This is a genomic window from Rhizobium freirei PRF 81, from assembly GCF_000359745.1.
GTDB classification, from domain to species: domain Bacteria; phylum Pseudomonadota; class Alphaproteobacteria; order Rhizobiales; family Rhizobiaceae; genus Rhizobium; species Rhizobium freirei.
Genome location: NZ_AQHN01000086.1, coordinates 36,856 through 62,713, shown reverse-complemented (window position 1 = coordinate 62,713; position 25,858 = coordinate 36,856). Strand labels below are relative to the sequence as shown.

27 protein-coding genes and 3 pseudogenes are annotated in these 25,858 nt (G+C 56.5%); 15 read left to right on the top strand and 15 right to left on the bottom strand.

Annotated elements, in window-relative coordinates; all coding sequences use genetic code 11:
* Positions 1-3: 3 nt before the first annotated feature.
* The 8 genes from RHSP_RS26740 to RHSP_RS26710 all read left to right on the top strand — a co-directional run bounded on the left by RHSP_RS26740 (position 4) and on the right by RHSP_RS26710 (position 7,030).
* Positions 4-1,308, top strand: coding sequence for an FAD-dependent oxidoreductase (locus RHSP_RS26740; RefSeq protein ID WP_004126038.1), 1,305 nt, complete (start codon positions 4-6; stop codon positions 1,306-1,308).
* A gap of 12 nt (positions 1,309-1,320) precedes the next feature.
* The gene (locus tag RHSP_RS26735) at positions 1,321-1,620 is read left to right on the top strand and encodes a ferredoxin family protein (protein WP_004126035.1); all 300 of its coding nucleotides are present in this window, start codon (positions 1,321-1,323) and stop codon (positions 1,618-1,620) included.
* Between the two features lie 176 nt (positions 1,621-1,796).
* Positions 1,797-3,545, top strand: a complete 1,749-nt coding sequence (gene nifA, locus RHSP_RS26730) for a nif-specific transcriptional activator NifA (protein ID WP_004126033.1) — start codon at positions 1,797-1,799, stop codon at positions 3,543-3,545.
* A 232-nt stretch (positions 3,546-3,777) separates the two neighbouring features.
* Entirely contained in the window at positions 3,778-5,259 is a 1,482-nt protein-coding gene (gene nifB / locus RHSP_RS26725) for a nitrogenase cofactor biosynthesis protein NifB (RefSeq protein ID WP_004126030.1), read from the top strand.
* 34 nt (positions 5,260-5,293) lie between these two features.
* Entirely contained in the window at positions 5,294-5,488 is a 195-nt protein-coding gene (locus tag RHSP_RS34020; RefSeq protein WP_004126027.1) for a 4Fe-4S binding protein, read from the top strand.
* 93 nt (positions 5,489-5,581) lie between these two features.
* Positions 5,582-5,905: a nitrogen fixation protein NifZ gene (locus tag RHSP_RS26720; protein WP_004126025.1), complete on the top strand. Its 324-nt coding sequence runs from the start codon at positions 5,582-5,584 to the stop codon at positions 5,903-5,905.
* Positions 5,902-6,114, top strand: a complete 213-nt coding sequence (nifT, locus tag RHSP_RS26715; protein ID WP_004126022.1) for a putative nitrogen fixation protein NifT — start codon at positions 5,902-5,904, stop codon at positions 6,112-6,114. Before RHSP_RS26720 ends, nifT begins: the two co-directional genes overlap by 4 nt.
* Before the next feature lie 34 nt (positions 6,115-6,148).
* Complete coding sequence (locus RHSP_RS26710) at positions 6,149-7,030, top strand: SIR2 family NAD-dependent protein deacylase (RefSeq protein ID WP_004126018.1); 882 nt, start codon at positions 6,149-6,151, stop codon at positions 7,028-7,030.
* A 198-nt stretch (positions 7,031-7,228) separates the two neighbouring features.
* Here RHSP_RS26710 and RHSP_RS35895 read toward each other — a convergent pair whose 3' ends face one another.
* The gene (locus tag RHSP_RS35895) at positions 7,229-7,357 is read right to left on the bottom strand and encodes a hypothetical protein (RefSeq protein WP_276307846.1); all 129 of its coding nucleotides are present in this window, start codon (positions 7,355-7,357) and stop codon (positions 7,229-7,231) included.
* A 289-nt stretch (positions 7,358-7,646) separates the two neighbouring features.
* Between RHSP_RS35895 and RHSP_RS26705 the strand changes: the two genes are divergently transcribed.
* The 4 genes and pseudogenes from RHSP_RS26705 (at position 7,647) to RHSP_RS26690 (ending at position 9,714) form a co-directional block, all read left to right on the top strand.
* Positions 7,647-7,946, top strand: a complete 300-nt coding sequence (locus tag RHSP_RS26705) for a hypothetical protein (RefSeq protein WP_037136675.1) — start codon at positions 7,647-7,649, stop codon at positions 7,944-7,946.
* 51 nt (positions 7,947-7,997) lie between these two features.
* Complete coding sequence (locus RHSP_RS26700; protein WP_240535519.1) at positions 7,998-8,498, top strand: hypothetical protein; 501 nt, start codon at positions 7,998-8,000, stop codon at positions 8,496-8,498.
* Positions 8,499-8,923: 425 nt separating this feature from the next.
* Positions 8,924-9,253 carry a hypothetical protein gene (locus tag RHSP_RS26695; protein ID WP_240535518.1) on the top strand — a complete coding sequence of 110 codons (330 nt, stop codon included), beginning with the start codon at positions 8,924-8,926 and terminating at the stop codon, positions 9,251-9,253.
* Between the two features lie 250 nt (positions 9,254-9,503).
* Positions 9,504-9,714, top strand: a pseudogene (locus RHSP_RS26690) (CsbD family protein).
* Positions 9,715-10,206: 492 nt separating this feature from the next.
* On the opposite strand, the gene RHSP_RS34895 reads toward RHSP_RS26690, so the two are convergent.
* Positions 10,207-10,380 carry a ribonuclease H family protein gene (locus tag RHSP_RS34895; protein WP_154660803.1) on the bottom strand — a complete coding sequence of 58 codons (174 nt, stop codon included), beginning with the start codon at positions 10,378-10,380 and terminating at the stop codon, positions 10,207-10,209.
* A gap of 267 nt (positions 10,381-10,647) precedes the next feature.
* Here RHSP_RS34895 and RHSP_RS26680 point away from each other — a divergent pair, with 267 nt between their 5' ends.
* Both RHSP_RS26680 and RHSP_RS26675 read left to right on the top strand, forming a co-directional pair.
* Positions 10,648-11,985: an ISNCY-like element ISRtr6 family transposase gene (locus RHSP_RS26680; protein WP_004126005.1), complete on the top strand. Its 1,338-nt coding sequence runs from the start codon at positions 10,648-10,650 to the stop codon at positions 11,983-11,985.
* A 597-nt stretch (positions 11,986-12,582) separates the two neighbouring features.
* The gene (locus RHSP_RS26675) at positions 12,583-12,837 is read left to right on the top strand and encodes a DUF982 domain-containing protein (protein ID WP_004126001.1); all 255 of its coding nucleotides are present in this window, start codon (positions 12,583-12,585) and stop codon (positions 12,835-12,837) included.
* 50 nt (positions 12,838-12,887) lie between these two features.
* Here the strand turns inward: RHSP_RS26675 and RHSP_RS26670 are convergent, their stop codons facing one another.
* The 13 genes and pseudogenes from RHSP_RS26670 to RHSP_RS26615 all read right to left on the bottom strand — a co-directional run bounded on the left by RHSP_RS26670 (position 12,888) and on the right by RHSP_RS26615 (position 24,193).
* Entirely contained in the window at positions 12,888-13,208 is a 321-nt protein-coding gene (locus tag RHSP_RS26670) for a hypothetical protein (RefSeq protein WP_004125998.1), read from the bottom strand.
* Between the two features lie 144 nt (positions 13,209-13,352).
* Positions 13,353-15,250 (bottom strand): annotated as a pseudogene (gene nodQ, locus RHSP_RS26665) (bifunctional sulfate adenylyltransferase/adenylyl-sulfate kinase NodQ).
* Positions 15,250-16,149, bottom strand: a complete 900-nt coding sequence (cysD, locus tag RHSP_RS26660; protein WP_004125988.1) for a sulfate adenylyltransferase subunit CysD — start codon at positions 16,147-16,149, stop codon at positions 15,250-15,252. Before cysD ends, nodQ begins: the two are co-directional and overlap by 1 nt.
* A gap of 5 nt (positions 16,150-16,154) precedes the next feature.
* Positions 16,155-16,904, bottom strand: a complete 750-nt coding sequence (locus RHSP_RS26655) for a sulfotransferase domain-containing protein (protein WP_004125985.1) — start codon at positions 16,902-16,904, stop codon at positions 16,155-16,157.
* A gap of 112 nt (positions 16,905-17,016) precedes the next feature.
* Complete coding sequence (locus tag RHSP_RS35890) at positions 17,017-17,214, bottom strand: aldo/keto reductase (protein WP_331384342.1); 198 nt, start codon at positions 17,212-17,214, stop codon at positions 17,017-17,019.
* Between the two features lie 134 nt (positions 17,215-17,348).
* Positions 17,349-17,396 (bottom strand): annotated as a pseudogene (locus RHSP_RS35885) (aldo/keto reductase); the annotation flags it as partial.
* 92 nt (positions 17,397-17,488) lie between these two features.
* On the bottom strand, positions 17,489-18,274 hold the full coding sequence (locus RHSP_RS26645; protein ID WP_004125979.1) for an ABC transporter permease: 786 nt from the start codon (positions 18,272-18,274) through the stop codon (positions 17,489-17,491).
* Between the two features lie 3 nt (positions 18,275-18,277).
* On the bottom strand, positions 18,278-19,192 hold the full coding sequence (gene nodI, locus RHSP_RS26640) for a nodulation factor ABC transporter ATP-binding protein NodI (RefSeq protein ID WP_004125976.1): 915 nt from the start codon (positions 19,190-19,192) through the stop codon (positions 18,278-18,280).
* Positions 19,180-20,907 (bottom strand): nodulation protein NodU, encoded by a 1,728-nt coding sequence (nodU, locus tag RHSP_RS26635; protein WP_004125972.1) that lies wholly within the window; start codon positions 20,905-20,907, stop codon positions 19,180-19,182. Before nodU ends, nodI begins: the two co-directional genes overlap by 13 nt.
* A gap of 35 nt (positions 20,908-20,942) precedes the next feature.
* On the bottom strand, positions 20,943-21,659 hold the full coding sequence (gene nodS / locus RHSP_RS26630) for a nodulation methyltransferase NodS (RefSeq protein WP_004125970.1): 717 nt from the start codon (positions 21,657-21,659) through the stop codon (positions 20,943-20,945).
* Entirely contained in the window at positions 21,577-22,935 is a 1,359-nt protein-coding gene (nodC, locus tag RHSP_RS26625) for a chitooligosaccharide synthase NodC (RefSeq protein WP_004125966.1), read from the bottom strand. The genes nodS and nodC overlap by 83 nt, the downstream gene beginning before the upstream one ends.
* An 11-nt stretch (positions 22,936-22,946) precedes the next feature.
* A complete protein-coding gene (gene nodB, locus RHSP_RS26620) occupies positions 22,947-23,606 on the bottom strand; it encodes a chitooligosaccharide deacetylase NodB (protein WP_004125963.1) in 660 nt (219 codons plus the stop codon).
* A complete protein-coding gene (locus tag RHSP_RS26615) occupies positions 23,603-24,193 on the bottom strand; it encodes a NodA family N-acyltransferase (RefSeq protein ID WP_004125955.1) in 591 nt (196 codons plus the stop codon). The genes nodB and RHSP_RS26615 overlap by 4 nt, the downstream gene beginning before the upstream one ends.
* A gap of 327 nt (positions 24,194-24,520) precedes the next feature.
* Between RHSP_RS26615 and RHSP_RS26610 the strand changes: the two genes are divergently transcribed.
* A complete protein-coding gene (locus RHSP_RS26610) occupies positions 24,521-25,447 on the top strand; it encodes a LysR family transcriptional regulator (RefSeq protein ID WP_004125953.1) in 927 nt (308 codons plus the stop codon).
* Positions 25,448-25,858: the final 411 nt, after the last annotated feature.

Here is a 25,858-nt window from a genome sequence, read left to right as displayed (position 1 = left end):
GTTATGAGCGGGGAAAAGTTTGACGCCATCGTGATTGGCGCGGGCATGGCCGGGAATGCGGCTGCTTACACCATGGCGAGCCGTGGCTTGAAAGTCCTGCAATTGGAGCGTGGCGAGTATCCGGGCTCAAAGAACGTCCAGGGCGCAATCATGTACGCGAACATGCTGGAGAAAATCATCCCGAATTTTCGAGATGATGCGCCTCTTGAGCGGCATCTCGTCGAGCAGCGCTTCTGGATGATGGATGACACATCCCACGTTGGGATCCAATACCGATCGGATGATTTCAACGAGTCGACGCCAGAGCGCTATACAATCATTCGCGCTCAGTTCGACCGTTGGTTTTCGCGTAAGGTGCGTGAGGCGGGAGCGACAGTCCTTTGCGAGACGACGGCGACAGAACTTGCCCAGGAAGGGGGCAAGGTGATCGGCGTGCGCACTGACCGTACTGGCGATGTCATACTTGCGGACACGGTCGTTCTTGCGGAAGGCGCCAATGGGTTGCTCGGCGCCCGGGCCGGTTTGCGTCAGACGCCGACTTCGGAGAGCGTGGCTCTCGCTGTCAAGGAAATACATTTTCTGCCAGAAGACGTGATCGATCAGCGCTTCGGTCTTCATGGCAACGAGGGTTGTGTGATCGAGGCGGCCGGCACCATCTCCCGCGGCATGGCCGGGCTCGCCTTCCTTTATACCAATAAGGAGTCGATCTCTCTTGGCATCGGTTGCCTCGTCTCCGACTTCGCCGCAACGTGCGAAAGCCCTTACGAGTTGCTCGAAGCGTTCAAGAACCATCCGTCGATCAAACATCTGATCGCGGATTCGGAAGTCAAGGAATATGCAGCTCATCTCATTCCCGAAGGTGGGTACAAGGCAATTCCCGCGCTCTTCGGCGATGGCTGGGTCGTTGTCGGCGACGCAGCACAGCTCAACAATGCCGTTCACCGCGAAGGTTCCAATCTCGCCATGACGTCAGGTCGCATCGCCGGGGAGGCTATTTTCGAGGTCAAGAGCCGCGGAGGTCGAATGACCAAAAGAAACCTCGCACTATACAAGACGATGCTGGACGATTCCTTTGTCATTAAAGATCTTAGGAAATACAAAGACATGCCGGCCCTACTTCATACCAATTCCCGCAATTTCTTCATGACATACCCGAAGTTGATGTCTGAAGCTTCGAAAAATTTCATGCGTGTCGATGGTACGCCGAAGATCGAAAATGAAAGGGCGACAACGGCCGCTTTCATAAAGGCGCGTTCGCGCTGGGGGCTGGTCAGCGACGCGGTGCGTCTGGCATTGGCTTGGCGTTGAAGGAGAAATAGGATGACCGTTGCAGTGACGAAGTTGCGTGTTGAGGACAAGCTTTTCCAGAATCGCTATCTGGTTGATCAGGGACGCCCGCACATTAAGGTGCGGCCGCACGAGCATCCGAGTGCAAACCTTTTGGCGCTAACACGCATCTGCCCGGCAAAATGCTATGAACTGAATGACAAAGGCCAAGTGGAGATTGCCGCCGACGGCTGCATGGAGTGCGGCACATGCAGGGTGCTGTGTGAGGCAAGTGGGGACATCACGTGGAACTATCCACGAGGCGGCTTTGGTGTTCTCTTCAAGTTCGGGTGAACAATTTATTGTTAAACTTTTGAAAAACACATTATGTCGTCACAGCCAGGCGCTGCATCAATTTTGACAGGAACCAGCTTGCAATTTCAGAAACTACCATTAGAGTTTCCGCTTATACAAATAAGCACAAACAGTGGTTGGAATGGGGGCATTCTACACAGCTAGGGGTGTTGAAAATGACCCGCATTCTACGCGATTGCGTCGATGAAGTTGGACCTTTGCCCGGGGTATCCAGCAAAACGCCTGAAGTCGGAATCTCCTGCAGCGGGATCTACGAAATATCGAAGCTCCTAACGGCCGCTGCCCCGCTGGAGATCACGCTTGTCAAGGTCGCCAATATCCTCCCCACGTTTTTGCGAATGCGTCATGGGGCAATCGTTATATGGGCGAGCGAAGGGGAGCCGGAAATTACCGCGTCGGCCGGCGTCGCCGATTCTCGTCAATCCGGCGCACGCCACACCATCCCACCGGCTGCAATGGATCAGATCGTGACGACCGGACAGCCGCTGGTGATAAGGGAGACCAGTAAATCCGAACTTTTTCGGGCTGACCCTCAGCCGTCTTTGAGCAGCGACACGATCCCCATCACATTTATCGGGGTTCCTTTGAGGGCTGCGCACAAACTGGTCGGGACGTTATGGATCGACCGCTTCAGGGACAGCGCCACTGAACTGCGTCACAACGAGGATATTCGCTTCCTTACCATGGTCGCCGATCTTATCGGCCAGACGATCGCGTTCCACCGAGCCCTGAGCACGTCCGGTCCGCAAATCATCCAGCTGCACCGGAAATCCGCCGAAGGGGGACGGAATGATCCGAGCCAAAACTCAAGAGCCAAAGTCGACTGGATCGTCGGAGAAAGCCCTGCAGTCAGGCGGGTGTTGGAAATCGTCTCTGCGGTGGCTATGACGAATACCACAGTGCTTCTGCGGGGTGAAAGCGGCACTGGCAAGGAATTTTTCGCACAGGCCATTCATGAGCTTTCCCCTCGCCGCAAGAAGTCTTTTGTCAAATTGAACTGCGCCGCACTGCCTGAAGGTGTCCTGGAATCGGAACTCTTCGGACATGAAAAGGGCGCTTTCACCGGTGCTGTATCGCAGCGCGCGGGGCGTTTCGAATTGGCAAATGGCGGAACGCTGCTCCTTGATGAAATTGGCGAAATTTCGCCTGCCTTTCAAGCCAAGCTTTTGCGCGTGCTGCAGGAAGGCGAGCTGGAGCGGGTTGGCGGAACCAAGACCCTCAAAGTCGACATCAGACTCGTATGCGCAACCAACAAGGACCTCGAGGCGGCTGTTGCAAATGGCGAGTTCAGAGCCGACCTTTACTATCGCATCAATGTCGTGCCGATCGTCTTGCCACCACTCAGAGAGCGGCCCGGAGACATTTCGCGCCTTTCAAAAGTCTTTCTCGACCGTTTCAACCGGGAGAACAATCGCGAGCACGCCTTCACGGCGCAGGCGCTAGACCTGATTTCGCAATGCTATTTTCCTGGGAACGTCCGCGAGCTGGAAAATTGCGTGCGTAGGACGGCGACGTTGGCGCGCTCGAAGACGATCGTTCCCTCGGATTTTGCGTGCCAGAACAACCAATGTCTTTCGGCTCGTCTTTGGAAAGGCGACGGCGGCGGCCGCGAGGGTAAGCCTATCGATGAGCTCACTCGGGGTGGAACAACGCCGGCAGTATCGCCGCTCTCTACCCAACCAGGCAGCGTCTCGCATCCCGAGGTAGCGCCCTTCAAGGCCTGCGACCCCAATGGTCCGGCTTGCCCAGCCCTATCACCGCGCCTCACAGAGCGGGACCGGCTGATCGAGGCAATGGAGAAAGTCGGATGGGTTCAGGCCAAAGCGGCTCGTATGCTCGGCCTCACGCCCCGTCAGGTCGGCTATGCTCTGCGCCGGCACAATATCGAGATGAAAAAGTTCTAAGCCTATGTCGTTCGTCAGGTCGGAAATGCGCTCTCGGCACTCTACGTGACAGAGGCGCGTCGCATTCGCGACGAGATCCATGTGCCGATTGTCATGAACGAACGAAATCGTGCGGGAGCAAGTGTATGCAATCCAACGCGAAACACTAAAACGCCGGACATAAGACAATCCCGGGCCCTGGCATAGGTCTTGCAGTTTGAACTGCAATCTTCACCAGCAACGGAATTGCTAGATGACCGCATCGATGATTTCGCTTGATCGCTCGGCCAGCGCCAAAACGTCCGACAATAGGCTGACCAATGCGAAGTCCGACAGCTGCAAATCCTCATCCTGCGGCTCAACCGCAAAACCGGATGACATGGATCCAGCGACATGGGAGAAGATAAAGGATCATCCCTGCTACTCGGAAGAAGCACACCACTATTTCGCGCGCATGCACGTCGCCGTCGCACCGGCTTGCAATATCCAGTGCAACTACTGCAATCGGAAATATGACTGCGCAAACGAAAGCCGGCCCGGTGTCGTCTCGGAAAAGCTGACGCCAGAGCAGGCGCTGCGCAAAGTTATTTCGGTCGCCAACGAAGTGCCGCAGCTTTCGGTCGTCGGAATCGCCGGTCCGGGCGATGCCTGTTACGACTGGAGGAGAACCAAGGCGACCTTCGAAAAAGTTGCCGCGGAAATTCCCGACGTCAAGCTGTGTATCTCCACCAACGGGCTAGCATTGCCAGATCATGTCGATGAGCTTGCACGCATGAATGTCGATCACGTGACCATCACAATCAACATGGTCGACCCGCAAATCGGCGCAAAGATATATCCCTGGGTCTTTTACAATCACCGGCGCTACACCGGCATCGAAGCCGCCGAAATCCTGCACAAGCGACAGATGTTGGGTTTGGAAATGCTGGCGGCGCGGGGCATCCTCGTCAAGGTCAATTCGGTCATGATACCCGGGGTCAATGACGAGCACCTGATCGAGGTGAACAGATGGGTGAAAGAGCGCGGCGCGTTCTTGCATAATGTGATGCCCCTGATTTCGGACCCAGCGCACGGCACTTACTATGGCCTGACCGGACAGCGCGCTCCGCGGGCAATCGAATTGAAGGCGCTTCAAGGTCGTCTCGAAAAAGGCGCCAAGCTGATGCGTCATTGTCGGCAATGCCGGGCCGATGCCGTCGGTCTGCTCGGCGAGGATCGTGGCAAAGAATTCACGCTCGACCACATTCCCGATGCAGTCTCGTACGACGAGCGCAATCGCGAGGCATACCGGGAAGTAGTGGCGCGGGAGAGAGGCAATCACGCAGCAGCCAAGAGCGAGGCGATCGAAATGGTCAAAGCAGCCGGCCCCGACGGGTCGCTTCACGTCGCGGTGGCGACCAAGGGCGGCGGCCGCATAAACGAACATTTCGGCCATGCGAAAGAGTTCCAGATTTATGAAGCCTCTCCGAGAGGAATCGCCTTCGTGGGGCATCGCAAGGTCGAGCAATATTGCCGCGGCGGTTGGGGTGACGACGCTACACTCGACGGTGTGATAGTTGCGCTCGAGGGGATCGACATCGTGCTCTGCGCAAAGATCGGAGATTGCCCTAAAAAGCGGTTGGCGGACGCGGGCATTCGAGCAGTGGACTCTTATACCTATGAGTACATCGAAACCGCCATCAGCATGGTTTATGCCACCGAGTTTGGAGTCGACCTGCTGACAGGGACGGCGTGAATTTTTTTTAGTTTAACCTCCTCAGGAGTTGAAAATGGCCTTCAAGATCATCGCATCCCAATGCACCCAGTGCGGAGCCTGCGAGTTCGAATGTCCATCAGGTGCGATAGAACTGAAGGGCGAGAACTACGTGATCGATCCGAAGAAGTGCACAGAATGCGAGGGAGCTTTCGAGACGCAGCAATGCGCATCGGTATGTCCGGTACCGAAGACCTGCGTTCCAGCCTGATCGCCTGTTCGCTGGCCGCCGAAGGCAATATCTCGTCCAAAGGTTTGACCTCCGCGGTTAAGCCGAGCAGTCTCAAGAAAGTGAGGCACCACCGTGGGCATAGGACGCGAACAAGAAGTGGAAATCGGCTGTTCACCGCAATTTCTACCAGGCGAGCGGGTTCGTGCCACGCGCCACATAAAGAATGACGGCACCTATCCCGGCAAAGACGTTGGCGAAAACCTGGTGCGAAAGGGCGATGAGGGTTATGTGCGCGACATCGGCACCTTTCTCCAGCAGTTCTATATCTATGCGGTCGAATGGGTGGATCGCGGCACCATCGTCGGCATGCGCGCGCGTGAACTGACGAGCCTCGACAAAGCCGCAGCAAGCATTGCCGAAACGACTACCAGCGCCAGGGAAGGAATAGCCCCGTGAAAGTGATGATCCGCAGAACCGGAACCGGCTTATCGGCATATGTTTCCAAGAAGGATCTCGAAGAGCCGATCATTGCTATGGAAAATGAAAATCTATGGGGCGGCTGCGTGCTGCTTAGGAATGGATGGAGGCTAGCCCTGCCCGATCTGCCAAAGGACACGCGCCTGCCCATTACGGTCGAGGCAAAGAAGATATCTGAGGAGGACTAAACGCTGCTAACGAACGACAAAAAGCGACAGCGGCATGCCCGTGCTTCCTAAATCCGATCATCTTTTGGTCTGCCGGGGCGATTACGCCGAAAAGCAACTTTATTTGCTGAAGGAAGCGCTCGCCGCAGACGCAATAATCCCATATCTCGGTCCCGGGCTTCTCCGGCAAAGTTCGGCGGCACCGCCTGTACCTGATGGTCCAGAAGGCGTTGCAGCAGCTCTTAACACACGGGCGACAGCACCTTCCAAGATACGCAGCAACATGTGGTCGGTCGCACAGTTTATCGAGCAGCGCAGGCATCGTCGGACGCTTCAAGCCTGGATGGCGGAGATATTCGCCTCATCCGCGCCGCTGACCGGCCTCCATGCCTGGCTTGCAACGCTGCCACTCTCGCTCATCATCGACAGCTGGTACGACGGGACGATGCGCGCGGCTCTCGTGGCGAATGGCCGAACAGACGTGGTCGAGATACAAGGCGTTACGCGGGCAAATGAGAACCGCGATATATGGACGAGAACCTACGATTTGTCCGGAAAGGAACTCAGGCCCGGTCCGGCAGCAAAAACGGTGTTGTATACGCCTCATGGAAGCGTTCGGCCCGCTGCTAATTTTCTCGTGTCAGATGCGGACTATGTCGAAGTTCTGACAGAGATCGATATCCAGACGCCGATCCCCGAAGCCGTCAAAGCACGGCGCACCAACCGCGGCTTTTTCTTTCTGGGCTGCCGCTTCGACGATCAGATGTTGCGCATCTTTGCCCGCCAGATCATGAAGCGCTCCAACGGCCCACACTTCGCTGTGATTGATGCCAAAACCATGACCAAGAACGAACGCCGCTTCTGCACGGAATGCGGCATCACCCTGATTGACCTGCCGATTGGTGAAGTTGCGGCTGCTCTTGTCAATCCGGCATAGCCGCAAGCGTGAGCCAGGGAGCGCTTCGCAGCGGCACCGATCGCTTGCTCAAACTGAGAGCGAGTGACGAAGAGCGTGATTTATGGGCACGAGAGACTGCACCATCATTGTTGGGACGACGGCTAGAATCCCCAAAATCAACATCCCGACAACCGTCTTGGCCAGGCCCGAGCGTTAGGTCAGGCGGGGGCTTAATCGCTACACGAAGAACTTACAGCAAAGCGCAATGGCAAAAACCCCAAACGGCCATGCAATGACTAGCATGGCGCTGGCCCACTCCTGCTCGACGGGCGGCAGATTTTCTTTGTCGTTTGCCGCTGATTTCATGGTCCCCTCCACGATTAAGCTCAAATCCTATCAGGCATTTTAGCCTTGTCGCATCAAAGATGATGTCAGCGCGTCACACGGCCGGCATCTCCTAAATCACCTCCATCATTCCACCTTTCCGGGCCCGCCTTGCGTGGGCTTTTATGGGTGCGGCGACGATATCGTTAGCCGTCTGGAGGCCCGCGGTTTCGTCCCCAGAGATTGTATCGACAATATCGAATATTTTTGGATTACCGAACACGGTCTCGAAGCATATAAGGCTACAGCCACATCCCTCGGAGACGCCCAAATGATCGACGAGACGAGAGAATACCTACTGGATCACCGCGGCAAGCTGTTGTTCCAGATCGAGCGGGCGAAGCACCACCTTGCCGGTCTTGAAGCTGACGAGATCAAGATTATCAACAGCAGGGCGTCCCTGCCGGCGGCCGATATCGCCAGTATCACCGGGGACTTGGCCGAGCACCTGAGAAGCGAGATCGAGGCGCTCTGTTGGGCGATCGACCACATTGACCATGAGCTGGAATATCTGCACGGCGACGATGAATTTGAGCCGTTCACAGGGCGCCACGCTCGCACGCATAGTTGACTCGACTCTTAGATCATTCCCGATAATCATTGCGGTAATTGGGGGATTGCTATGCATCACGCCGTCGTCGTTGCCGCACTGTCGCTCATCATGGTCCCTTCTGCCTTTGCGGCCAGCGACAACGATCTGACGCTCGCGATAACCATGAGCAAAGGAAATCCACCGTCTTTTAACGGGATAACCAACCTGGTGGACGGCACATTGATCTCATTCACAGTCAGGGGTGATTTGCCAGGTTGCATCCAGCGATGTGGCTACGAGGGCGATGCCAGGACGGAAGGTGGCCGGTTCCATGTGGAGATCATCTCAGATCGATACCTTGAAGACGATAGCTATACCATTGATGTGGTCACAACTGATCAAAGCCGTCGCCTCAAGTTTCCGACGTTGGACCCGACCGACAACAACCACATGATTAGATGGACAGCTCGCCTCGAGGTCGACGCCGACGAGTCCAAGATTGTGCCCGGAACGGCTCGGCTTCTTCCATTCTTATACGATGCCAAATACTTGCGAGATGAATCCGATCACGGACATCAACCAACCCAATGAACTGCGCGCAATATTAGCGCAACTTCACCGCAACGCCTCGTGGTCAGGAACCTTTGCTGCAGCTAAAGGTTACGTCCCAGAGGAGTACTCAGATGAGCAACGACATCAACAAGCGTGCCCCAGATCTCAGAACGACACCGGTACGTCGCCAACCTTGGATGCCATGGGTTGTCATTCTCGGGATTATTGTAGTCGCAGCTCTCGCCTGGGCTTTCTGGCCCCACACCAGCACGACAAATCCCAACGCCCCAGCCCAGACGACAACGACACAGCCGACCACCACAACGCCGCCCGCGAAAACGCCCGCTCAGCAGTAAAGTGGCGGCGCCGAGAAGATGCTCAAAGAAATGATGCCTCAGGTTGCGAGAATGTTGCCTGGAGTGTAAACGTGCGTTGTATACTCATGCACGATCGGAGAGCAGCGGATGGTTTCGGATTCTCCCGAGATGGGGTCACCGGTATCCAGCCCGGCGGAGCGGCATGATGAGGATGGTTCGACGTTTTCCCAATATATTCGAAACCATGAGGCAATCTTTGGTCTGCGTGACCTAGAGATTTGTCAGCTTGCTTTCGAGCAGATTTTCTCAAGATTGAACCTAATGAAAGATGTAAATGAAGCCCAGCGACTGGCACCAATCGTTGTCACTCTTTATAAGCAAGGCATTCATGACGAACGCCACCTCGCCAGACTTGCTGGTGCATGGCCACTTTTAGCGAACCCCTTCTTGGTAAAATACTTTGCCATTGATCCGTAGTCGGACGATTGGGGCAAGAAGCCCTTGATTATGAAATTTCCAGATAGCGAAGCGATAGGAAGCATTGGCAGAATCTATCGTTCAGGGCTTGATTCCACTTCTGCATGCTTGAAAAAAAGCGGAGGCCTAACCCCAGCTTCCGCGCGCTCGCTTTGCCCAGCTTCGCGCGGCGGCCCCTCCAACTATTTGGCGAACAAAGATAGCCGATCTACATTACCGCTGCAGGGACAACCCTTACGATGAGAACATCATGGATGGGAATAGAGTTGAAGGAAATTGGAAGCAGATCAAGGGCAAGGTGAAAGAGCAGTGGGGACAGCTCACGGATGACGACCTTGGATCTAATCGACGGACGCCGAGATCAGCTCGAAGGCAAGATCCAAGAACAACGCTACGGCTTGGAAAAAGATCGGGCGCGGCGCGACATCGACGATTGGTACAATCGACAGACCTGGGAGTAACAGGCCGCGTTGTACCATCGGACTGCATGACAACGGTATTTCGTACAGCAATGCCCAAGCACACCCACAAAAAGCCCCTATCCGAATAGGGATAGGGGCAGAGTTTCCATCAAGTGCTCGTTTCAATTACGGTCGTGGGCACGGCCGACTGTTGAATTAGAACATGGTAATGTCATCAATGATATACGCCCTTTGAGGAGGCACTCCTCGACAAATTTCCTTGTATAATCGACCGTATTGTAGATCGGCGGTGACCTGCCACTCTGCGGTCTATGACAACAAACCTTAAAGACTTGTCGGTTTGCCTGCGTTGGGCGGCTTCATCCTCGCGGGTTCTGGCGCCACCGGTCTTGATGATGTCCTCGCGCCGACGGGCGAAGTTTTCCGCGGCGGAATGGAGGTATTGCGGCATGCTGCTTCCGAATGCCTTCGGCCCGACCCTTACGGGCTACGCGATATCCGTCTCCATCGCCTCGATCAGGCGCTCCAAAATCATCTCTCCCAGGAGTTACGCCATTCATTGCATCCGTTCACGACGTACATGGCGTCACGCCAGATCGTTGCCGGCTCGTCCTTCTTGAAATAATCGATGATCCATTGGGTAGCGTGCAGCATGCCGGTAAGCTCGATGACATTGTTCGCGGTCTCACCGAAGCCTGCGGACAATGCAGCGATTTCCCGGCCGTCCTTGTAGACGACGACCTAACCGCCGCTTCCAGGATTCGGTTCGCAGGCCCCATCACGCCGAATGGTATTCGAATGGGCTATTAAGTTCTGCCTGGCGACTCTAGCTAGTTTCCGTCCACGAACATCAAGTTATTGATATTATTAAGTGAATCTGAATTTTGCGCAAGCAAGGCCCGGCGGTTTCAGGTATACTTTGGGCTCATGCCACTGATTCCGAAGCACAATCTGCAACCGCCGGAGCCGACAATGCGCCAGGAACGCACCGTCCAAGCCAGTATATTCGATCTTTTCGCCACGCACGAGATCGGCCACGAACTGAAGTCGATGTCGCAGTGGCTGGACGAGCACCACGATCTGTTTGGCTTGGTGGGGCGGGATCTGGGTCGGCACGGCGTCAAGGCCACCGGACGGCAAGGGCTGCCGGCCGAGGCAGTGCTGCGTTGCGCATTGCTCAAGCAATACCGGCAGCTGAGCTACCAGGAACTGGCGTTCCATCTCGAGGACTCCGCGTCGTTTCGGGCCTTTGCGCGCCTGCCGTGGTCATGGAGCCCGCAAAAGTCAGTGCTGCAAAAGACGATCAGCGCGATCCGACCCGAGACCTGGGAAGTGATCAATCGGGCGCTGCTGTCGAGCGCTCGGCAGGCGAAGCTGGAAGACGGCACGGTCGTGCGGCTGGACAGTACAGTGACCTCGGCACTCATGCACGAACCGAGCGACAGCAGCCTGCTGTGGGATGCCGTGCGGGTCATGGTGCGCCTGCTGAAGAAGGCAGATACCTTGGTCGGCGCCGGCCTGGCATGGCGCGATCATTGCCGCGCGGCCAAGAAGCGTGCCCGCGAGATCCAGTTCACACGCGGTCAGCCCAATCGGGTCCGGCTCTACCGTGAGCTGATCGCGATCGCCTGCGCGACCTTGGCATACCTGAAGCAGGCAACCGAGCGACTGGCAGCGGCGAGCAATCCGCTCGTCCAACTCTGGCAGGCCCAGGTTTGCCGCTATCGACCGCTGATCGAACGCATCATCAAACAGAGCGAGCGGCGAGTACTGGCGGGCGAGAAGCTGCCGGCGGGCGAGAAGCTGGTAAGCCTGTTCGAACCCCATGCCGATATCATCGTCAAAGGTAGCCGCGAGACCGAATACGGCCACAAGCTCAACCTGACCACCGGCAGAAGCGGCATGATCCTCGATCTGGTGATCGAGGCAGGTAATCCGCCCGACAGCGAGCGGCTGCTGCCGATGCTGGAGCGCCACATCGCCGTCTATGGAAACGCGCCGCGGCAGGCGGCGGCCGACGGCGGCTTTGCCAGTCGCGGCAACCTGGCCACAGCCAAGACCTGGGGCGTTCGCGACATGGCATTCCACAAGAAAGCTGGCCTCAAGGTCGAGGACATGGTCAGAAGCAATTGGGTCTATCGCAAGTTGCGCAACTTCCGCGCCGGTATCGAAGCCGGAATATCATGCCTCAAGCGTGCCTACGGCCTGGCACGCTGCACCTGGCGGGGCCTTGACCACTTCAAGACCTACGTCTGGTCCTCCGTCGTGGCTTACAACCTCGTCCTCTTCATCCGCCTCAAACCGACCTGAACTCCGACCAGCTTTTAGAATTGCGCCGTCGCTACAATGCCGGCCTCGTGGCGTACGCCTCAGCGCCGCCAACTGTATACTGCCCAATCACAAGCGTTCATGATCCTGTCCGTCGCCCCAAAACCACTCTCACCGCAAAGGACAAACCCTTGTAAACGCGCTTAAATACGCCTGTTTGTGGACGGAAACTAGCTACGGGGAGCCCTGGGCGCTTTGCGGCGGACCGAGCATGGCGGGCGGATGATGAATTTCCGCGCTCGTCGTTCTTGCGGAACCGACTGCCGCCTTCTAGATCATGAACAATGTCGACGCCATGTCGGATCCCTGCGAACGGAACTTGACGCGGCTGCCAATCAACTGTTGCGCATGAAAGCCGCCTCTCGATCAGTCTTGAAAGCCTGACGTCGGCGCCAAGGCCTCGCAGATAGTCGCGTAGCGGACAAAAAGAGATTCTGGAAACACGTAGGCGATAAGCGAACCCTGCATGTGCGAGGGGTACCCGAATGCGAATACAGGATCTTTCGAAGATGAGCATCACGCCGCCCTCCTTGGAACCAAGCATCTGATCGCCAGTTTTGATTGCGGAGGAATAATGCCATGACCACACAATGGTGGGATAAAACTCTGATGCTGGAAACGAGACAGGCCGGCAGAGCGGTCGCGATCAACAGCGCCGAGCGCGCTGCCGATTTCCTGCTCAACGAATGGCCGGCAGAGAATACCGGCGAAGCCTATGAAGACGCCAAGAGAGCGGTTCTTGCAGCCCATGAGGGCAGAATAACTGCCGAAGAAGTGCGAGAGGCGATCATTAAGGCGGCCCGAGAGGATGGGGTCTTTGTGTACGGCCGGTGAGGTCATGCCTGCCTCCCGAATATATGTGGGAGGCAGCGATAGGTTTTTCTTCAGCGTCTTCGCGTCTTCCCCTCTGCGCGCGCTGCGAACTTATCAACGCGCCGATACATCTCCTTTTCGATAGTCTTGCCCGTATCGACTCGTATGGCGAAGAACCGATCGCGTAAGGCGAGCGCATCAGCTTCCGACTTGCAATCAGCGATGATGTGAGATCGGGGAAGCCTCTCCCCTTCCTCCACGTACCGGCAGGAGCCAAATGCAACGAAGGTTTTTGGCATAACCTTCTGGACCTGCAGGACGAAGAAGATTTCCTCGCTGCGATGAGTGTCCATCCAGTATTTGAAGGTGTATTCTCGGTAGGCTGCCGTCATATGGTCCGTAAAGCTGGTGAAACGCCAGCACCCGCTGGCCTGGCCGGCTACTCTTCTCAGCGAAGCAGCTGCAGGAGATTTTCGGCCCTCCCCTGTTGACAGGCTCTCAGTTGCTAAAATTCCTGTCTGCACTGGGCCAGTGAGCTATTTCTCCTCCATTCGGCTTCGAAGGAACTCTTCTATCTGAAGCGCTAACCTCGCTGGCTCCTGGCCCATGGTTTTGAGGTGAAGTTCCGGATTCTCCGGAGCCTCATAGGGAGACGAGACGCCGGTGAAATTGGCAATGTTTCCGGCAAAGGCCTTCTTATAAAGCCCTTTCGGATCTCGGCGCGCACATTCGTCTAAAGGCGTGTCAACAAAGATTTCGATGAACTCGCCTTCGCCCATGAGCTCGCGCGCCATACGCCGCTCGTCTCGGAAGGGCGAGATGAAGGAGCAAATTACGATCAGCCCTGCGTCCGCCATCAACTTGGCGACCTCAGCGACGCGGCGTATGTTCTCGACCCGATCAACTGCGGTAAAGCCAAGGTCACGATTAAGCCCGTGGCGTACGTTATCTCCGTCCAATAGATAGGTATGCTTGCCGCAAGTATGCAGAAGCGCTTCGAGTGCATTGGCGATCGTCGACTTGCCCGAACCGGACAGACCGGTGAGCCAAAGGACAGCAGGCTTTTGGTTCTTGAGAGCCGACCGCGCGGCCTTGTCGACGTCGAGCGCCTGCCAATGAACGTTGTCGGCACGACGAAGCGGGAAATCAATCATGCCGGCGCCGACGGTCGCGCTGCTTACCCTATCGACGATGATGAAATTGCCGGTTGACCTATTTTCCTTGTAGGCGTCAAAGACGATCGGTCGTTGCGTCATGATGTTGCAGACGCCCACCTCGTTCATCTGAAGCAGTTTGGCCGGTTCGCGAACGAAGCTGTCGACATTTAGTTGGTGCTTGAGCACAGTCACCGTGGCGCTGACACTGTCCGTCTCCGTCCGCAAGAGATAGCTTCGTCCGGGGAGCATCGGATTGGCATCGAACCAAATAAGATGCGCCTGAAATTGGTCCGAGACAAAAGGTCTTGAGGCGGGGTCAACCAGCATGTCGCCCCTCGAGACATCTACCTCGTCGGCAAGAACCAAGGTTACCGGTTCCCCTTCTGCGGCAGATATCTGGTTGCCATCAGGGGCAATGATCGCCCTGACCGACGATCGCAGACCTGATTTTGCAACGATCACCGGATCGCCGACCGCAATTTTTCCGGATGCGATCCGGCCCGCGTAGCTCGAAAATCCGCATTCGGCCGCATGACGAGCTGAACAGGAAAACGAAAGGGTTCTTGCCTGTCAGGTGCGTCGAGTTCCACCGTTTCCAGATATTCAAGAAGCGGGGAGCCTTGATACCAGGGTAATTTCCCCGATTTCGAAACAACATTGTCTCCGAAGCGGGCGGACATCGGAATGGCCATTACGCTGGCAAAACCCAGCTTCGCCGAGAAGCGCACGTATTCGGCCACAATGGCATCAAATATCGGCTCGCTGAAATCGATGAGATCGATCTTGTTCACAGCCAGGACGACATGGCGAATGCCGAGAAGCGAGGCGAGATAGGAATGCCTGCGTGTTTGCTGGAGTATGCCTTGGCGGCTGTCGACGAGGATGACGGCAAGGTCGGCAGTTGATGCGCCCGTCGCCATGTTGCGCGTATATTCGAAGTGGCCTGGCGTGTCGGCAACGATGAACTTGCGCTTCGACGTGGAGAAATAGCGATAGGCAACATCTATGGTGATGCCCTGTTCGCGCTCCGCCTCAAGGCCGTCGAGCACCAGAGAGAAATCGATTTCCTCGCCATTGCCGCCGCGGATGCCCCCGTGGCGAAGGTCTGCCAATTGGTCTTCGAAGACCAGTTGCGCATCGCAGAGCAGTCGCCCGATCAAGGTCGATTTGCCGTCATCGACCGAACCGCAGGTAATGAATCGAAGAACCGGTCCTTTGTCCTCTTGGACCAGATGCTCTTCCATGTCATGCGGCGATATCGAAAAAGGATATGGCATCAGAAGTACCCTTCCCGCTTCTTCTTCTCCATTGCGCCGGCCTCGTCGAAATCGATCAGCCGGCTCTGTCTTTCGGAGGTGCGTGCCTCCACGATCTCGCGCAGGATTTCCGGCACCGTCTCCGCACTGGATTCGATCGCGCCCGTCAAAGGGTAGCAGCCGAGCGTACGGAAACGGATCATGCGCTGCGTGACCGTTTCGTCGGGCTCAAGCGGCATGCGCTCGTCATCGACCATGATCATCCCCGCACCGCGCTGAACGACGGGCCGCGGCGCCGCGAAATAGAGTGGCACGACCGGGATGTTTTCCTTTTGGTTGTATTCCCAGACGTCGAGTTCCGTCCAGTTGGAAAGCGGAAAGACGCGCATCGTTTCGCCTGCGCTGACACGCGTATTGTAGGTTCTCCACATCTCCGGACGCTGGCGTTTCGGATCCCAAGCATGCTGTGCGTTGCGAATGGAAAAGATCCGCTCTTTGGCTCGCGATTTTTCCTCCTCGCGGCGTGCGCCTGCGAGCGCAGCATCGAAACTGAATTTGTCCAACGCCTGGCGCAGCGCCATGGTCTTCATCATGTGCGTGTGCACGTTGGAGCCGTCTCGAAACGGGCTGATACCCTGATCGATGCCATCCTGATTGACGTGGACAATCAATTTCAGGTCCATTTCCCGCATCATGCGGTCGCGGAAATCGATCATCTCCCGAAACTTCCACCGGGTGTCCACATGAAGAAAGGGAAAGGGCGGTTTTCCCGGGAAGAACGCCTTCATTGCGAGATGCAATAAAACGGAGGAGTCCTTTCCGATGGAATAGAGCACTACCGGATTGGAAAAGGTCGCAGCGACCTCCCGAATGATATGGATGGCTTCGGATTCGAGGTATCGCAGATTGTCGAAAGACATCTCATTTATCCTTGCGGAGCCGATGCGTCGTCAAGCTCGAAGAACTTCGCGTAGGGGCCGCCTGCAAAGTGCCGCCGTAGCTCTACAAAATTCCGCAGCGAGCGAGCGAGCGAGCGTGTTTCCTGCCGTTGAATGGTGGCGCGATTGGAAAACCGATGCGCGGGAGCTCCCAGGAAGGCCAAAACGGCTGCCAGGCATGCGCTCGGTTTAAGAAGAAGATCCTGGTATTCGATCATCAGCAGTTTGCTCGGATCAAACGCATCCTTGACCCGCGCATGGAAATCGTCGGCAGCTTTGAAATAGGCTTCGCATTCGTTCACTGACAGCGAGACACTTGGGGGCTCATTACGGTCCGGGCTGAATTTCAGCCACTGACCCGTTTGCCTTGCCTGCACCAGCGATCGTAGGGATTCCAATGTATTGCGAGTAAGCAAAATGACTTTGAGGCCTTGCCAGCGAGCCAATTCGTCGAAAAAGCCTGGACGCTCATAAAATTGAGGCTCGTTAATTTTACAGCCGACATGCGTCACCTTCTTCTTGGCTGGTGGATAGCGCATGTAGGCGAGCTCGAGAAGCTCGCGATCGCTGTGCCTCAGGCGATCCTTATCGGGCCAATTTTCATCATAGCTGTTGAGCAACTCACCGTTGCTCAAGATATTTGGATGATCGTTCAGCAACGCTTCGAGATAGTGCGTCCCAGTTCGCGGCATCGCAAGGATTACAAATGGCTCCGGCGACGGTAGGGAATGGATCATTGCGCATGTTTCCAACTGTTATTGATCACAAAGGTGGGGATGGCGCCCGCACAAGAACTTCGCCGTTGCGCCGACGAGCGTAAGGGCTCTCCGGCTGGTTCTTTACGCCAGGCTATTGAAAGACGTTCGTACTGCGGTCTGGCCAGTGCAGCTGAAACAGATCGGTATGATCCGTCTGCAGCCTTTGAAGGCTGGCATCGACTGCTTCGAAAAGGTTTGCGCGCGTGTAGCTGACGCGGCCGTCCAGGATATAGGGCAGGTTTGCTTTGGCTGGCCGGACGGGACCGACCGCTTTGGTCGAAAGCACCACATCCTGCCTGCGGCCGGTTTTGCGCAGCCAACTGTCGATATAGCGCGCCGAGAGACCGTCGTCCCGACGCGCGGTGGTACAGGATACATCTCCGCCGTGTCGACAAAGTTTACGCCTACATCGAGAGCCGCCCCGAGTTGCGCGCGTGCCTCGGCTTCCGTGTTCTGCTCTCCCCAGCCCATCGTACCCAAGCCGAACGCGCTTACTTTCAGGCCGCTGCGGCCGAGTCCGCGATACTGCATTTCATCACTCCGTTTCGTAAGCGGTCACGGCTTCAGGGCATCAGACGGCGCCGCAGAAGCGTTGCCGAAAGGAAGAACGGCAATGCCGCGTAAAGGCAGAGCGCACCGACATGCAGGCCGACGCTTTCCGCCGGCCGGCCGAGCATTGCTGGACGAATGAGGTCGATCGCATGTGCGAGCGGCAGCAACTGCGCCATTTCCTGAAATCCGCCCGGCAGTTGCGCGACCGGAAAGACCGCGCCGCAGAGGAACAACATCGGCGTGAGGACGAGCGTCTGGTAGAAAATGAAATAGTCGTAACTGGGTGCGAGTGCCACGACGACCATGGCCACGCTCGCGAATGCAAACCCTGTTAGCGCAATAACCGGCAGCACGCAGGGGATCGACGTCCACGCCGCATAGCCGAGCATAGTGGCGACGATCAAAATTCCCGTCCCGGCCAGAAACGCCTTGGTGGCCGCCCATGCCAATTCGCCGAGAATGACATCGCCGAGCGTCAGTTGTGTGTATAGGATTGCTTCCCAGCGGTGAGATTGCATGCGAGCGAAAGCCGCATAAATCGTTTCGAAGGTAGCAGATGTCATGGAACTTGCCGCAACCATGCCGCCCGTCAGAAACGCGATATATGGAGCCCCGTCCACGCGACCGACCATTATGCCGAGGCCGTAACCGAGACCGAACAGGTAGATCATGGGATCGGCGAGATTCCCGAGTATCGACGCAAGCGCAACCTTCTTCCATGCCAGATAGTTGCGGCGCCAAACCGCAATCCAGTTCCAAGCGTTAGCCGGCAGCGTTGTCGCATAACCTTCACCCATCATTCATTTCTCCATCTCGCGCCCGGTCAGCCGCAAAAAAACATCCTCCAGATTCGGTGGCCGCTGCAAAAGACGCAGGCCCGTTCGCCCGCGCAGTTGCGCCAAGACCGGCTCCGGATCGGACGCGTAACAAAAGAGCGTCTCGCCGCTCACCTCGAACCGTTGCGCATATGGCCGGATCGCTGAATGCAGTTCATGCGGATTGCCGCCGTATATTTCGATCACCTGGCAGCCGATCTGCTCGTCGACAAGCGCATGCGGGCGGCCCTCGGCGATGATGCGTCCCTTCTCGATGACGCACAGGCGATCGCACAAACGCTCAGCTTCTTCCATGAAGTGGGTGGTCAAGATAATTGTCTTGCCGCGCGCCAGAAGTGCCCGCAGGCGCTCCCAGATCAAGTGGCGCGCATGCGGATCAAGGCCCGTCGTCGGCTCATCCATGACAAGCAGCTGCGGGTCGTTGATCAGCGCACGCGCCAGTGTCAGGCGCCGCTTCATGCCGCCGGACAGCTCGGAAACGCGTGCATGCGCCTTGCTCTCAAGGCGCGCGAACTCGAGCAGTGACGGGATAACCTTTTCGACCTCGCGTGTGCTCATGCCGAAATAGCGTCCGAACACCACAAGATTTTCGCGCACAGTGAATTCGGCGTCGAGGTTGTCGAACTGAGGGACGACGCCGATGCGCCTGCGTGCCAAGCGGGCGCGCGCCGGCACGGGTACACCGAGCACGCTGATCTTGCCGGAATCAGGAAGAGTCATGCCGAGAACCATTCGCGCGATTGTGCTTTTTCCCGCGCCGTTCGGCCCGAGCAGGCCAAAGCATTCTCCCGCTCCAACGGAAAACGACAGCCCGTCGACGACGGTCCTTTCGCCGTAAGACTTCGTGACACCGGCAAGTTCGATTGCTACCGTGGACATGTGCTCATCTTCATGTTGTCTGCGACGCCAACTGGCGCCAATTCGGCGACCCGCTCCTTGGTGAAGAGCACGCCGTTGCACCATACATGGTCGATGCGTCCCCATTCGCAGGCTGCGGCAGCATCCGGGAAGAAGCCCCGTCCATGGAGGTTGGCACTCGTGTTGCAAAGCAGCGGAATGCCTGTGAGTTTTTCATACTCGATGAGGAGTTCGGTAACTGCGTGTTCAGAGCTCCTGGAAATGGTTTGCAAACGTGCAGATCCGTCGAGATGGACGACAGCGGGAATCTTGTCCTTCCACTCCGGGCGCGTCTGGTGGTCGAACAGCATGTAGGGATCGGGCGTTCCGGGACTGAATATATCCGGCGCGAGGTCCTCCAGGCATATTGGCGCCACCGGCCGGAAGTGTTCGCGAAATTTGACTTCGTTGAGATAGTCTTTCATTTGCGGCGACGTCGCGGCTGCGAGAATGCTTCTGCCTCCGAGCGCCCGGGGTCCGAGCTCGGCGCGCCCGGCAAGAAAGACAACGGGCTTATTGCTGGCGAGGATCGTGGCGAGTTCTAATATGCTGCACGGGGCAGCCTCCCATCCGGGCGGCGCATCGCCGTTTTTCAAAGCCGGGCCGCTGTAGACCGACCACTCCAGCGGCACAAAGCCTTCATGCGCCGCCATGGCGCTGCAGGCGGCACCGATTGCAGAACCACTGTCGTTCGGAAATGGCGGAACCCAGACGGCATCGAACAGGCCCGTCTCGCGCAGTGCACTGTTCCATTTGATGTTGAGACCACAGCCGCCGGCTATGCATAAATTACGCGGCCCTGGCAGTGAGTGGCGCTGCATGGCAAGCGCCATTTCACGGACTAAGAGAAGCTCCAGGAAAGAATGGAATGATGCAAGCACGTTTTCGGGCGCCTTATCCTCCAATCGGACCACGCTGGCATCGAAGAAGTCATGTACGGCTATAAGGGAAGATTCAGCGTCGTTGATGTTTGCGCGATAGCGACAGGCTCGCTCGGCATCGCCTGAAAAGTGCTCCTCGTAGAGCTCTTCGAACACCGCGACGATGTCTTCATCAATCGAGCTAAGCGCGATATAGGCCATCAGCTTGCCGGCGACACCGAGGTCCCAGCCCGCGCGGCTTGGCTGCTTATATGGCCCGAAGTAATGGCCCGCGGCAGCGTAAGCTTGCCCTATCATCGGGAATAAGGACTCAAGGAACCGCGCTCCGTGGCCATCGACGTGATAGAGGCGCGGGAAGATGCAGCCACCCCATACCAGGCAGAACGCGGCTTCACCAGCCTTGGCGAATGGACTGGTGCAGTATGCGGAGGCCACATGGCCGGTAACATGCGGATAGCTCTTATAAGAAAGAACCCGGTCGTCGAGAATAAGGCCGGAGCCGTCGAGCGAATCGAGAAGACCGTCGGGGTGGCGTTCAACGTAGGGCGCCCCCGTGAGAGTGACGGGAGCCGCGCCGCTGAGGACCTGGAAACGCGACTCGATCTCACCATCCCATCCGTCGATGACGAACTGATCGACGTCGCTTGGATTAAGACCGTGTTCCGCCAACGCGGTGACAATTGCGTCGAGATTGTCGATGGTTTGGTATCGGCGATTGTTGTCTTGCTTCTCCTGCTCAATGCAGAAGACTAGCCGTCCGTCCTCGATAAGGGCGATCGCCCCGTCATGGGTCAGCTTTATACCACAGATGCGCATAGTGTCTCCATGTCTAAGCTCGAAACTTCAATTGATTAGGAAGAGGAAACCGGATTGCGGAAACGGACGAGCAAGCAGTCTTCGTTGTCCGAGTCCCCCTGTAACTCAAGACGCTCTACCTCGACCAACATTTCGGTGAGAATGGCAATGACCGTCTCAGCGCCGGTAACATGACCCCAGCGCTGGCAGTTCGCATCGCGAGCCGAGCCGAAGACCAGATGCCCGCCCGGCGCAAGCATGCGAAGCAGGTTCCCAACTGCCATTCGCATCTCGGCAATGTCTCCGAGGTAATAAAGAACTTCTGCAACCACGATCAGATCGAAAAGCTCTTCAGAGGAAAACTGTTGTACGTCTGAGACAACCCAGCTGATATGTGCCGGCTTGTTCATGCGCCGGCGTGTTCGATCAATCGCTTCTGGCACGACATCGATAACGGTGAGGCGCTGGCAATGGGGCGCCAGTTTTTCCGTGAAGGCGCCGGCCGCACACCCGACTTCGAGTGCATTTGCGATGGGCCCCTGGGCAAGCGACAGCAGGAGCATTTGCGCGTGACGCTTGCGTTCGAACGGATTTCCGTCGAGGCGCCACGGATCATCTGCAGCCAGTTCGCGATTTAAAAGTTGATAATTGTCGTGCGTTTTCAAGCCGTCTACCTTGATAGAGCGATCATTACTGGTCGGTGCAAATGCCGTCATATGCCATCGATCTGGTAGCATCTCTCGCAAGATTGTGCCGGCGAAGCGGAGCTTCATTTTCTTGCGATTCTCTCGGGCTTGATGCAGCAACCGGGTCTTGGATGGCGTCCAGCTTTCCACCCTTGCCTGTTGCCTTGGCAGCAGAGCCGCGCGACAGCCAATCGCTATTGCTCAACGTACAGAGCGCGTAGGCCTTCAAGGGCAGCAGGAAAAAGATGTTGATGAAGGTATGCAGGGAGAAGCCGATAAATCGAAATTGGCGAGCACGAACCGCTGCGACGCTGCAGCGGATCATGGTCATCGATGCGATCATCAGGCATGTCCACCAGGGCACGGTCCCGGTGAGCGCGAACTGCGCTAGTCCGGTTAGCACCGATAGGGCGAGCAAGAGCGGTCCGAGGTTCTGACCAATGACGTCCAACGTGAGAAAACGGTCAAGACCAGGCAGAAGGTTCATTGCAAGCAACGTGTCACGGAAAGTGCTGCGTGCCCAGCGAAGTTGTTGACGCAGATAAGGGCGCAGCTTGTTTGGAACAACAGTTGCCGCGATGGCGGTTGGAACATATTCGGTTCGAAATCCGGCCTTCAACATGAGAATCGTAAGATGACGATCTTCGCCGAAATCGCTTCGCTTTCCCCGGAACATTTGCGTTTCGTACTGGTCGAGTAGCATGGTAAGCGCAGTCCGGCGGTACATGGCGCATGGGCCACAGCAGCACATGACAGCACCGAAACGAGCCTGTGCCGCGCGCTCCTCATTACAGGCCAGCCAGTATTCCATGTCGATCAAACGGGTCAACCAGGTCTCGTGGCGGTTGCTGGCGGCAAGCTGGCCCATAGCCGCGCCAATTGCCGGATCTTGCATCTTGAGTGCAAGTTTCACGACGACGTCTGGGGCGAGAATGGTGTCGGAGTCGACGTTGAGGACCAAATCCCCAGAGGAACGGCGTATCGCTGCTATCTGCGCCTTGCGCTTTCCAACATTCTCCCTGAGCAGAATGAATGTGAATCTTGGATCGCGTGCAAACGCCGTGTGGACGGGCGTGATGGCGTCGCGATTGCTGGAACCGTCATCAACCACATAGACATTCAAATCCCCAGCGTATTCTTGCTGCGCGATGGACTCCAGGCAGTCCCAGAGTGTGCCCGGATCCTCATTGAAGGAGGGTATGATGACATCGACGCTCGGCCATTGCGCCGAAGCAATGGGCTCTGCAGAGGTCGATGGCTCCTCGATTGGCCGAGCATAAACGACCTGCATGCTTTTATAAGCCGTCGAGAGCATCGCATAAAGCGAGATAGCGGCAGTGCTGGTTGCGTCGAGCAGATTCATGAATATCGCTTTCAGTGATGTTGAGGAAGCGAGCGGATTAAAAATCCGCGGTCGCGCACGACTGGGATGATGCGAGAGAGTGCCATGATGGTATGACGGCGCAGACTGCTATCTACGCTCGGCTTCGCCTCGCTTGGAGGGCATCCGTCGTGCAACAGAACGATTGCCCCGGGACGGATAGAGGCGAGCACTGCATCGACAATGGCATCGACGCCAGGACGAGACCAGTCTCGCGGGTCCACAGACCAATGGACGGCCGCCAGCCCTGCGCTCGCCGACACGGAAAGAACGTCTTGGGTCCAGCTCCCGTAGGGAGCGCGCATATATTGCACCGACGCCTGCGGGCATGCAGTCTTGATAGCCCTGCTCGCCTCAGATATCTCATGTTCTATTTCGCCGGGACCGCAATTGGACAGGTCCGGATGGGTCATCGTGTGATTGGCGACCTTGTGCCCTTCGGCGATCATTCGTTGGATGAGTTTCGGCCGCTCGGCTGCGTAAGTTCCGATAACGAAGAAGGTTGCGGGCGCCTGATGTTGCGCCAGCACGTCTAGAATCTCAGGCGTACAGAAGGGATGAGGTCCGTCGTCAAATGTCAGATAGATGCTCGGCCGGTCGGTGGCGTCATCGCACGCATTGGGCATTTCGTATAAGCAATCGAGTTGCGTCATAGCTCTGGCCCGTTCCGATCGATTACCGTGCCGGCAGGCCAATCGGAGATGGATCTTCCAATCGGCAGGACGATGACAAGCGCGTCGTCAATGCGTGTGGGCGGCTTGTCGAGGCGCGCCTCCGGTAGAGTGGACGACACACGAATCCCCGATAAGATCGTTACCGGACCGTAACGGCCGAACCTTTCGATATGCTTTTGCAATGCGGGCCGAACGGTGCCGAAAGCAAATGGAACGGCGAGTTCGCGCAATACAGGAAGCATGGCGTGAACTGAATGCCCGATCCCCAATCCCTCGAGATCCGGACGTACGCCATATAGTCCGAGCTCACCCACCAACTGATCAATTGCGCCAATTTTAATAAATCGGCGCAGCAAGCCCAGATGAGCCGCGACACCATTAGCATCATAGGCGATGAGACGAAGTTCGGGCCTTGCTCCCGCCCAGCTTCGACTGCCCTCGAATGGTTTTGCATTAAAGGGCCCGGTTGGCCCATAGGTCATCCGAAAGAAGTCGGCGAGCTCGATATGCTCGGCGAGTTCCAACTCGTTTTCCCAGCACAGTCTCCACCGCACCTTTGAGCGCATGCAAAGACCTCCTTTTTCCTGCTGTAGTTCTGAGGGAAACATCGTGTGATTGCAGCAACTGCTCGTCTACCCACGTCATACGCCCCAGGCGGTCGCAACGGCATACAATCGTTATAGTAGAACCTTTCTATTTCGCTCGCGTCTGAGATGATCAACTCTCTGAATACTTCCGACCGTCGTCGGTCGTTCGTAAGCTTACGCCGATGTACTCGTCTGCTAATCGACATACTTGTCAGGTTATCGACATTTTCCTCATGCACCATCATGCCGAATCGGTAAAATTGATTGTTTGGATGGCAACCATCCACATCTTGAATGAAGGAAAAGATGCGCTTCAAAGGACTGGACTTAAATCTTCTCGTCGCGCTCGACGCATTGATGACCGAGCGTAACCTGACGGCCGCGGCACGCAGCATCAATCTCAGCCAGCCTGCGATGAGCGCTGCTGTGGGCCGATTGCGTGTCTATTTCGAGGATGAACTGTTTACGATGAATGGTCGCGAACTTGTCCTGACGCCGCGTGCGAAGGGCCTTGTTTCGGCCGTACGTGAAGCCTTACTCCATATCCAGCTTTCGATCATTTCCTGGGAGCCGTTTGATCCCTTTCAGTCGGATCGCCGTTTCAGGATCATTCTTTCCGATTTCCTCACACTCGTGTTTATGGAAAAGGTCGTGAAGCGTGCTGCGCGGGAAGCCCCAGGCGTGAGCTTCGAATTCCTGCCCCTCGCCGATGATTACGACGAGCTTTTGCGCCGTGGCGAAGTCGATTTTATCATTCTCCCGGACGTGTTCATGCCAACTGGACATCCTCGAGCGAAACTGTTTGAGGAAAGGCTCGTATGCGTGGGCTGTGGCAGGAACCAAGAGCTATCACAGCCGCTTACATTCGACAGATACATGTCCATGGGGCACGTCGCGGCCAAATTCGGGAATTCACGAAGACCATCAATCGAAGAATGGTATTTGCTCGAACACGGTTTTAAGAGACGTATCGAGGTCGTCGTGCAGGGCTTCAGCATGATCCTGCCCGTTCTGTCCAATACCAATCGCATAGCGACCGTGCCGTTGCGACTGGCGCAACATTTCGCAGAAGTTTTGCCCCTTCGGATCATGGACCTTCCACTGCCGCTTCCCCCATTCACAGAGGCCGTTCAATGGCCTGCGCTTCAAAACAGTGATCCGGCGAGCCTATGGATGCGCGGGATTTTATTACAGGAAGCATCGCGCCTTGCCCTCCCGTCGGCAGAGCATTGAGTGGATGCCAGCAATGTTGCTGGAGCCCATCTCATGCGGATACTCGCAAGATCGGCTTAGAGTTTATAGGGAAGAGAGGCCATCGAAGCACCTGGCTTTCAACGGATCTGGCAAGTCGGCGAACGGTGCAAGGCAGATTGGCAGGAATGTCTTTGATGCCGTCGATAGAACGCCAGTTTAAAATAACAATGTGTGTGAACTTGTACCGCCAGCAGGTAAACATTCTGGTCAGCGGTAATGTGCTTGGTGGTGCAAAAGGGGTGGAATACACGCATATCGAAAAGTACCGGTACGGCTTAGCCACACTTCTGGTGCGGCATTCCACACTCCGTTACCAGCCATGCGAAAACCGCCAATTGATAGACCGACGTCGTCGAAAACTATGCCGATGCCCGTTGGATGCTTCACCAC